The organism is Pluralibacter sp. (assembly GCF_019237635.1).
GTDB lineage: Bacteria > Pseudomonadota > Gammaproteobacteria > Enterobacterales > Enterobacteriaceae > Enterobacter_B.
The window spans coordinates 1-9,750 of sequence record NZ_JAFAGS010000055.1 but is presented as its reverse complement, the minus strand read 5'-3'; the positions used below and the strand labels follow the sequence as shown (position 1 = coordinate 9,750).

The 9,750-nt window shown below is 52.6% G+C and carries 7 protein-coding genes and 2 pseudogenes; all 9 read left to right on the top strand.

Annotated elements, in window-relative coordinates:
- A pseudogene (gene tuf / locus JO226_RS06875) lies at positions 1-169 on the top strand (elongation factor Tu); the annotation flags it as partial.
- Positions 170-391: 222 nt separating this feature from the next.
- The gene (secE, locus tag JO226_RS06870; RefSeq protein WP_013094999.1) at positions 392-775 is read left to right on the top strand and encodes a preprotein translocase subunit SecE; all 384 of its coding nucleotides are present in this window, start codon (positions 392-394) and stop codon (positions 773-775) included.
- A gap of 1 nt (position 776) precedes the next feature.
- A complete protein-coding gene (nusG, locus tag JO226_RS06865) occupies positions 777-1,322 on the top strand; it encodes a transcription termination/antitermination protein NusG (protein WP_001287521.1) in 546 nt (181 codons plus the stop codon).
- Positions 1,323-1,465: 143 nt separating this feature from the next.
- Positions 1,466-1,894: a 50S ribosomal protein L11 gene (rplK, locus tag JO226_RS06860; RefSeq protein ID WP_293535948.1), complete on the top strand. Its 429-nt coding sequence runs from the start codon at positions 1,466-1,468 to the stop codon at positions 1,892-1,894.
- Between the two features lie 3 nt (positions 1,895-1,897).
- Complete coding sequence (rplA, locus tag JO226_RS06855) at positions 1,898-2,602, top strand: 50S ribosomal protein L1 (RefSeq protein WP_293535946.1); 705 nt, start codon at positions 1,898-1,900, stop codon at positions 2,600-2,602.
- A gap of 275 nt (positions 2,603-2,877) precedes the next feature.
- Positions 2,878-3,375, top strand: coding sequence for a 50S ribosomal protein L10 (gene rplJ / locus JO226_RS06850; RefSeq protein ID WP_002438625.1), 498 nt, complete (start codon positions 2,878-2,880; stop codon positions 3,373-3,375).
- A gap of 66 nt (positions 3,376-3,441) precedes the next feature.
- Positions 3,442-3,810 carry a 50S ribosomal protein L7/L12 gene (gene rplL / locus JO226_RS06845; protein WP_035890291.1) on the top strand — a complete coding sequence of 123 codons (369 nt, stop codon included), beginning with the start codon at positions 3,442-3,444 and terminating at the stop codon, positions 3,808-3,810.
- A gap of 320 nt (positions 3,811-4,130) precedes the next feature.
- Positions 4,131-8,159, top strand: a complete 4,029-nt coding sequence (rpoB, locus tag JO226_RS06840; protein WP_293535910.1) for a DNA-directed RNA polymerase subunit beta — start codon at positions 4,131-4,133, stop codon at positions 8,157-8,159.
- 76 nt (positions 8,160-8,235) lie between these two features.
- Positions 8,236-9,750: pseudogene (locus JO226_RS06835) on the top strand (DNA-directed RNA polymerase subunit beta'); the annotation flags it as partial.

The window sequence follows — 9,750 nt, the reverse complement described above, 5'->3', positions numbered from 1 at the left end:
TGGCACCATCGAACTGCCGGAAGGCGTAGAGATGGTAATGCCGGGCGACAACATCAAAATGGTTGTTACCCTGATCCACCCGATCGCGATGGACGACGGTCTGCGTTTCGCAATCCGTGAAGGCGGCCGTACCGTTGGCGCGGGCGTGGTTGCTAAAGTTCTCGGCTAATCGCTGATAACATTTGACGCAATGCGCAATAAAAGGGCATCATTTGATGCCCTTTTTGCACGCTTTCGAACCAGAACCTGGCTCATCAGTGATTTTTTTTGTCATAATCATTGCTGAGACAGGCTCTGAAGAGGGCGTTTAGTCCGAAACATAATTTCGGTTTGGTTTGCCTCGCGCTCGCGGGGTGAAAATGTTTGTAGAATACTTCTGACAGGTTGGTTTATGAGTGCGAATACCGAAGCTCAAGGGAGCGGGCGCGGCCTGGAAGCGATGAAGTGGGTAGTCGTTGCCGTGCTGCTGATCGTAGCTATCGTGGGCAACTACCTTTATCGTGACATTATGCTGCCGCTGCGTGCGCTGGCAGTTGTAATTCTGATTGCTGCAGCGGGTGGTGTCGCGCTGTTGACGACGAAAGGCAAAGCAACCGTTGCGTTTGCCCGTGAAGCGAGAACTGAAGTCCGTAAGGTCATTTGGCCGACTCGCCAGGAAACGTTGCACACCACGCTGATTGTGGCCGCAGTTACTGCTGTAATGTCACTGATCCTGTGGGGACTGGATGGTATTCTGGTCCGCCTGGTATCCTTTATCACTGGCCTGAGGTTCTGAGATGTCTGAAGCTCCTAAAAAGCGCTGGTACGTCGTTCAGGCGTTTTCCGGTTTTGAAGGCCGCGTAGCTACGTCGCTGCGCGAGCATATCAAATTACACAATATGGAAGAGTTGTTTGGTGAAGTCATGGTGCCGACCGAAGAAGTGGTCGAAATCCGTGGCGGCCAGCGTCGCAAGAGCGAGCGCAAATTTTTCCCGGGCTACGTATTGGTTCAGATGGTGATGAATGACGCCAGCTGGCACCTGGTGCGCAGCGTACCTCGCGTAATGGGCTTCATCGGTGGTACCTCCGATCGTCCGGCGCCGATCAGCGACAAAGAAGTTGATGCGATTATGAACCGCCTGCAGCAGGTGGGTGATAAGCCGCGTCCGAAAACGCTGTTTGAGCCAGGTGAAATGGTTCGCGTTAATGACGGTCCGTTTGCTGACTTCAATGGCGTGGTGGAAGAGGTGGACTACGAGAAGTCCCGCCTGAAAGTCTCCGTTTCTATCTTCGGTCGTGCAACGCCGGTAGAGCTGGACTTCAGCCAGGTTGAAAAAGCATAAATAAGCAGCGATCAAACGTTGCACAAGGCGCGAGATTGGAATACAATTTCGCGCCTTTTGTATTTATGGGCCTTGTGCACATAAATCATGTATTAATCACGGGGAGCCTCCTTGAGGCGCTATACCCACTAGAGGAAATTTAAATGGCTAAGAAAGTACAAGCCTATGTCAAGCTGCAGGTTGCAGCTGGTATGGCTAACCCGAGCCCACCGGTAGGTCCGGCTCTGGGTCAGCAGGGCGTAAACATCATGGAATTCTGCAAAGCGTTCAACGCTAAAACTGAATCCATGGAGAAAGGTCTGCCGATTCCGGTAGTTATCACCGTTTACGCTGACCGCTCCTTCACTTTCGTCACCAAGACTCCGCCGGCTGCTGTTCTGCTGAAGAAAGCTGCAGGCATCAAGTCTGGTTCCGGCAAGCCGAACAAAGAGAAAGTAGGTAAAGTTTCTCGCGCTCAGCTGCTGGAAATCGCGCAGACTAAAGCTGCCGACATGACCGGTGCCGACATTGAAGCGATGACTCGCTCAATCGAAGGTACTGCGCGTTCCATGGGCCTGGTAGTGGAGGATTAAGAAATGGCTAAACTGACCAAGCGCATGCGCGTGATCCGTGAGAAAGTTGATGCAACTAAACAGTACGACATCAACGAAGCCATCGCTCTGCTGAAAGAGCTGGCCACCGCTAAATTTACCGAAAGCGTAGACGTTGCTGTTAACCTCGGCATCGACGCTCGTAAATCTGACCAGAACGTACGTGGTGCAACTGTACTGCCGCACGGTACTGGCCGTTCTGTTCGCGTCGCCGTATTTACCCAGGGCCCGAACGCTGAAGCTGCTAAAGCAGCTGGCGCTGAGCTGGTAGGTATGGAAGATCTGGCTGACCAGATCAAGAAAGGCGAAATGAACTTTGACGTTGTTATTGCTTCTCCGGATGCAATGCGCGTTGTTGGCCAGCTGGGCCAGGTTCTGGGTCCGCGTGGCCTGATGCCAAACCCGAAAGTGGGTACTGTTACGCCGAACGTTGCTGAAGCGGTTAAAAACGCTAAAGCAGGCCAGGTTCGTTACCGTAACGACAAAAACGGCATCATCCACACCACCATCGGTAAAGTGGACTTTGACGCTGACAAACTGAAAGAAAACCTGGAAGCTCTGCTGGTTGCGCTGAAAAAAGCAAAACCGACTCAGGCGAAAGGCGTGTACATCAAGAAAGTTAGCATCTCCACCACCATGGGTGCTGGTGTAGCTGTTGATCAGGCTGGTCTGAGCGCTTCCGCGAACTAAGATTAGTCTTTACGTGGGTGGTGATTTTGTCTACAATCTTACCCCCACGAAAAATTTTTCGGTTGGAGCCTGGCCTTATCCAGGCCTCCGTCCAAGACCGCAGGTGTTTCGTAACAGGAACTTAATTCCCTGCGTAGACGGTGACAGAACCTGAAGACTATTTTTTTAAGTATCTTTGGCTTGTTTCTGCTCACCGTGTTAAGACGCTCTTTTCGTTGAAAAGAGTGAAGTGAGTTCCAGAGATTTACTCTGGCAAACATCCAGGAGCAAAGCTAATGGCTTTAAATCTTCAAGACAAACAAGCGATTGTTGCTGAAGTCAGCGAAGTAGCCAAAGGCGCGCTGTCTGCAGTAGTTGCGGATTCCCGTGGCGTGACTGTAGATAAAATGACTGAACTGCGTAAAGCAGGTCGCGAAGCCGGCGTTTACATGCGTGTTGTTCGCAACACCCTGCTGCGCCGTGTTGTTGAAGGTACTCAGTTCGAGTGCCTGAAAGACGCGTTTGTCGGTCCGACCTTGATTGCATACTCTATGGAACACCCGGGCGCTGCCGCTCGTCTGTTCAAAGAGTTCGCGAAAGCGAATGCAAAATTTGAGGTCAAAGCCGCTGCCTTTGAAGGTGAGCTGATCCCGGCGTCGCAGATCGACCGCCTGGCAACTCTGCCGACATACGAAGAAGCAATTGCACGCCTGATGGCAACCATGAAAGAAGCTTCGGCTGGCAAACTGGTTCGTACTCTGGCTGCTGTACGCGATGCGAAAGAAGCTGCTTAATCGCAGTTGTCTTTATAAAGCATTCGCTTACGTATAAACTTATTCTGATATTCAGGAACAATTTAAATGTCTATCACTAAAGATCAAATCATTGAAGCAGTTGCCGCTATGTCCGTAATGGACGTTGTTGAGCTGATCTCTGCAATGGAAGAAAAATTCGGTGTTTCCGCTGCTGCCGCTGTAGCTGTTGCTGCTGGCCCGGCTGCTGAAGCTGCTGAAGAAAAAACTGAGTTCGACGTAATTCTGAAAGCCGCTGGCGCTAACAAAGTTGCTGTTATCAAAGCAGTACGTGGCGCAACTGGCCTGGGTCTGAAAGAAGCTAAAGACCTGGTAGAATCTGCTCCGGCCGCTCTGAAAGAAGGCGTGAGCAAAGATGACGCTGAAGCTCTGAAAAAATCTCTGGAAGAAGCTGGCGCTGAAGTTGAAGTTAAATAAGCCAACCCTTCCGGTTGCAGCCTGAGAAATTAGGCTGATGGCTGGTGACTTTTTGGTCACCAGCCTTTTTGCGCTGTAGGGCGCCAGTAGCATTTCACACTGTTTGACTGCTGGTTAGCCTGACAATGCTTGTTTCTATCGACGACTTAATATACTGCGACAGGGCTCGCGCTCTGTGTAAATCGCAATGAAATGGTTTAAGCGTGATAGCAACAGGTATTGCGGAAAGTGTTCCATTTTCCGGTCAACAAAATAGTGTTGCATAAACTGCCCGTCGAATGGGCAGAGTGGGTCGACTTGTCAGCGAGCTGAGGAACCCTATGGTTTACTCCTATACCGAGAAAAAACGTATTCGTAAGGATTTTGGTAAACGTCCACAAGTTCTGGACATTCCATATCTCCTTTCTATCCAGCTTGACTCGTTCCAGAAGTTTATCGAGCAAGATCCTGAAGGTCAGTACGGTCTGGAAGCGGCTTTCCGCTCCGTGTTCCCTATTGCGAGCTATAGCGGCAATTCTGAGCTGCAGTATGTTAGCTATCGCCTGGGCGAGCCGGTATTTGACGTTCAGGAATGTCAGATCCGTGGCGTGACCTATTCCGCCCCGCTGCGCGTTAAGCTGCGTCTGGTGATCTACGAGCGTGAAGCGCCGGAAGGCACCGTAAAAGACATTAAAGAACAAGAAGTGTACATGGGCGAAATTCCGCTCATGACCGATAACGGTACCTTTGTTATCAACGGTACTGAGCGTGTTATCGTTTCTCAGCTGCACCGTAGCCCTGGCGTCTTCTTTGACAGCGACAAGGGTAAAACCCACTCTTCGGGTAAAGTGCTGTATAACGCGCGTATTATCCCTTACCGCGGTTCCTGGCTGGACTTCGAATTCGATCCGAAGGACAACCTGTTTGTACGTATCGACCGTCGCCGCAAACTGCCTGCGACCATCATTTTGCGTGCACTGAACTACACCACTGAACAGATCCTTGACCTGTTCTTTGAGAAAGTGGTTTTCGAGATTCGCGACAACAAGCTGCAGATGGAGCTGATTCCAGAGCGTCTGCGTGGCGAAACCGCGTCGTTCGACATCGAAGCCAACGGTAAAATCTACGTTGAGAAAGGTCGTCGTATCACTGCGCGCCACATCCGTCAGCTGGAAAAAGATGAAATCAAACACATCGAAGTTCCGGTTGAGTATATCGCTGGCAAAGTGGCGTCTAAAGACTACGTTGACGAATCTACTGGCGAGCTGATCTGCCCGGCGAACATGGAGCTGAGCCTGGATCTGCTGGCGAAGTTGAGCCAGTCCGGCCACAAGCGCATCGAAACCCTGTTCACCAACGATCTGGATCACGGCCCGTACATGTCTGAAACGGTACGCGTCGACCCAACTAACGATCGTCTGAGCGCGCTGGTAGAAATCTACCGCATGATGCGCCCGGGTGAGCCGCCGACTCGCGAAGCGGCTGAAAGCCTGTTTGAGAACCTGTTCTTCTCCGAAGACCGTTATGACCTGTCTGCGGTTGGTCGTATGAAGTTCAACCGTTCTCTGCTACGTGATGAGATCGAAGGTTCCGGTATCCTGAGCAAAGACGACATCATTGAAGTGATGAAGAAGCTCATCGATATCCGTAACGGCAAAGGCGAAGTGGACGATATCGACCACCTCGGCAACCGTCGTATCCGTTCCGTAGGCGAAATGGCGGAAAACCAGTTCCGCGTTGGCCTGGTGCGTGTAGAGCGTGCGGTGAAAGAGCGTCTGTCTCTGGGCGATCTGGATACCCTGATGCCTCAGGATATGATCAACGCCAAGCCGATTTCTGCTGCGGTGAAAGAGTTCTTTGGTTCCAGCCAGCTGTCTCAGTTTATGGACCAGAACAACCCGTTGTCTGAAATTACGCACAAACGTCGTATTTCCGCACTCGGCCCGGGCGGTCTGACCCGTGAACGCGCAGGCTTCGAAGTTCGAGACGTACACCCGACTCACTATGGTCGCGTATGTCCAATCGAAACGCCTGAAGGTCCGAACATCGGTCTGATCAACTCCCTGTCCGTGTACGCACAGACAAACGAATACGGTTTCCTCGAGACGCCGTACCGTAAAGTGACCGACGGTGTTGTTACCGACGAAATTCATTACCTGTCTGCTATTGAAGAAGGCAACTACGTTATCGCTCAGGCGAACTCCAACCTGGATGACGACGGCCACTTCGTAGAAGATCTGGTTACCTGCCGTAGCAAAGGCGAATCCAGCTTGTTCAGCCGCGACCAGGTTGACTACATGGACGTATCCACCCAGCAGGTGGTATCCGTCGGTGCATCCCTGATCCCGTTCCTGGAACACGATGACGCCAACCGTGCATTGATGGGTGCGAACATGCAACGTCAGGCGGTTCCGACCCTGCGTGCTGATAAGCCGCTGGTTGGTACCGGTATGGAACGTGCTGTTGCCGTTGACTCCGGTGTTACTGCAGTTGCTAAGCGTGGCGGTACCGTTCAGTACGTGGATGCGTCCCGTATCGTTATCAAAGTTAACGAAGACGAGATGTACCCGGGCGAAGCAGGTATCGACATCTATAACCTGACCAAATACACCCGTTCTAACCAGAACACCTGCATCAACCAGATGCCGTGTGTGTCCCTGGGTGAGCCGGTTGAGCGCGGCGACGTGCTGGCAGACGGTCCGTCCACCGACCTCGGTGAACTGGCGCTGGGCCAGAACATGCGCGTCGCGTTCATGCCGTGGAACGGCTACAACTTCGAAGACTCCATCCTCGTCTCCGAGCGTGTGGTTCAGGAAGACAGATTCACCACCATTCACATCCAGGAACTGGCGTGCGTGTCCCGTGACACCAAGCTGGGGCCGGAAGAGATCACCGCTGATATCCCGAACGTGGGTGAAGCTGCGCTCTCTAAACTCGACGAATCCGGTATCGTTTACATCGGTGCGGAAGTGACCGGCGGCGACATTCTGGTCGGTAAGGTAACGCCGAAAGGTGAAACCCAGCTGACGCCGGAAGAGAAACTGCTGCGTGCGATCTTCGGTGAGAAAGCGTCTGACGTTAAAGACTCTTCTCTGCGCGTACCAAACGGTGTTTCCGGTACCGTTATCGACGTTCAGGTCTTCACCCGCGATGGCGTGGAAAAAGACAAACGTGCACTGGAAATCGAAGAGATGCAGCTCAAGCAGGCGAAGAAAGACCTGTCTGAAGAACTGCAGATCCTCGAAGCTGGTCTGTTTAGCCGTATCTACGCTGTGCTGGTTGCCGGTGGCGTTGAAGCTGAGAAGCTCGACAAACTGCCGCGCGATCGCTGGCTGGAACTCGGTCTGACCGACGAAGAGAAACAGAATCAGCTGGAACAGCTGGCTGAGCAGTATGACGAACTGAAGCACGAGTTCGAGAAGAAACTCGAAGCGAAACGCCGCAAAATCACTCAGGGCGACGATCTGGCACCGGGCGTGCTGAAGATTGTTAAGGTGTATCTGGCCGTTAAACGTCAGATCCAGCCGGGTGATAAGATGGCGGGTCGTCACGGTAACAAGGGTGTTATCTCTAAGATCAACCCGATCGAAGATATGCCGCACGATGCTAACGGTACGCCGGTAGATATCGTACTGAACCCGCTGGGCGTACCGTCTCGTATGAACATCGGTCAGATCCTGGAAACTCACCTGGGTATGGCTGCTAAAGGCATTGGCGAGAAAATTAACGCCATGCTGAAACAGCAGCAGGAAGTCGCGAAACTGCGCGAGTTCATCCAGCGTGCCTACGATCTGGGTACCGACGTTCGTCAGAAAGTCGACCTGAGCACCTTCAGCGATGAAGAAGTTCTGCGTCTGGCGGAAAACCTGCGTAAAGGTATGCCGATCGCAACGCCGGTATTCGACGGTGCGAAAGAAGCGGAAATCAAAGAGCTGCTGCAGCTGGGCGACCTGCCGACCTCCGGTCAGATCACCCTGTTTGACGGCCGTACCGGTGAACAGTTCGAGCGTCCGGTAACCGTAGGTTACATGTACATGCTGAAACTGAACCACCTGGTCGACGACAAAATGCACGCTCGTTCCACCGGTTCCTACAGCCTGGTTACTCAGCAGCCGCTGGGTGGTAAGGCGCAGTTCGGTGGTCAGCGCTTCGGTGAGATGGAAGTGTGGGCGCTGGAAGCATACGGCGCAGCCTACACCCTGCAGGAAATGCTTACCGTTAAGTCTGATGACGTGAACGGTCGTACCAAGATGTATAAGAACATCGTGGACGGCAACCATCAGATGGAACCGGGCATGCCGGAATCCTTCAACGTACTGTTGAAAGAGATCCGTTCGCTGGGTATCAACATCGAACTGGAAGACGAGTAATTCTCGCTCAAACAGGTCACTGCTGCCGGGGTAATACCCGGCAGCGGAATGTGCTAACTCCGACGGGAGCAAATCCGTGAAAGACTTATTAAAGTTTCTGAAAGCGCAAACTAAAACCGAAGAGTTTGATGCGATCAAAATTGCTCTGGCTTCGCCAGACATGATCCGTTCATGGTCTTTCGGTGAAGTTAAAAAGCCGGAAACCATTAACTACCGTACGTTCAAGCCTGAGCGTGACGGTCTGTTCTGTGCTCGTATCTTCGGGCCAGTAAAAGACTATGAGTGCCTGTGCGGTAAGTACAAGCGCCTGAAACACCGTGGTGTTATCTGTGAGAAGTGCGGCGTTGAAGTGACCCAGACCAAAGTGCGTCGTGAGCGCATGGGCCACATCGAGCTGGCGTCTCCGACCGCTCACATCTGGTTCCTGAAATCGCTGCCGTCCCGTATCGGTCTGCTGCTCGATATGCCGCTGCGTGATATCGAGCGCGTACTGTACTTCGAATCCTATGTGGTTATCGAAGGCGGTATGACTAACCTGGAACGCAATCAGATCCTGACTGAAGAGCAGTATCTGGACGCGCTGGAAGAGTTCGGCGACGAATTCGACGCGAAGATGGGCGCCGAAGCTATCCAGGCCCTGCTGAAGAGCATGGATCTGGAGCAGGAATGCGAACAGCTGCGTGAAGAGCTGAACGAAACCAATTCCGAAACCAAGCGTAAAAAGCTGACCAAGCGCATCAAGCTGCTGGAAGCGTTCGTTCAGTCTGGCAACAAGCCAGAGTGGATGATCCTGACCGTTCTGCCGGTTCTGCCGCCAGACCTGCGTCCGCTGGTTCCGCTGGATGGTGGTCGTTTCGCGACGTCTGACCTGAACGATCTGTATCGTCGCGTCATTAACCGTAACAACCGTCTGAAACGCCTGCTGGATCTGGCTGCGCCTGACATCATCGTACGTAACGAAAAACGTATGCTGCAGGAAGCGGTCGATGCTCTGCTGGATAACGGCCGTCGCGGTCGTGCGATCACCGGTTCTAACAAACGTCCTCTGAAATCTTTGGCCGACATGATCAAAGGTAAGCAGGGTCGTTTCCGTCAGAACCTGCTCGGTAAGCGTGTTGACTACTCCGGTCGTTCTGTTATCACCGTAGGTCCATACCTGCGTCTGCATCAGTGCGGTCTGCCGAAGAAAATGGCGCTGGAGCTGTTCAAACCGTTCATTTACGGCAAGCTGGAACTGCGAGGACTTGCCACCACCATCAAAGCCGCTAAGAAAATGGTTGAGCGTGAAGAAGCTGTCGTTTGGGATATCCTGGACGAAGTTATCCGCGAACACCCGGTACTGCTGAACCGTGCACCAACCCTGCACCGTTTGGGTATCCAGGCGTTTGAACCAGTTCTGATCGAAGGTAAAGCGATCCAGCTGCACCCGCTGGTTTGTGCGGCATACAACGCCGACTTCGATGGTGACCAAATGGCTGTGCATATTCCGCTATCGCTCGAAGCCCAGTTGGAAGCTCGATCCTTAATGATGTCCACCAATAATGTGCTTTCACCAGCCAATGGCGCGCCTGTGATTATTCCTACCCAGGAC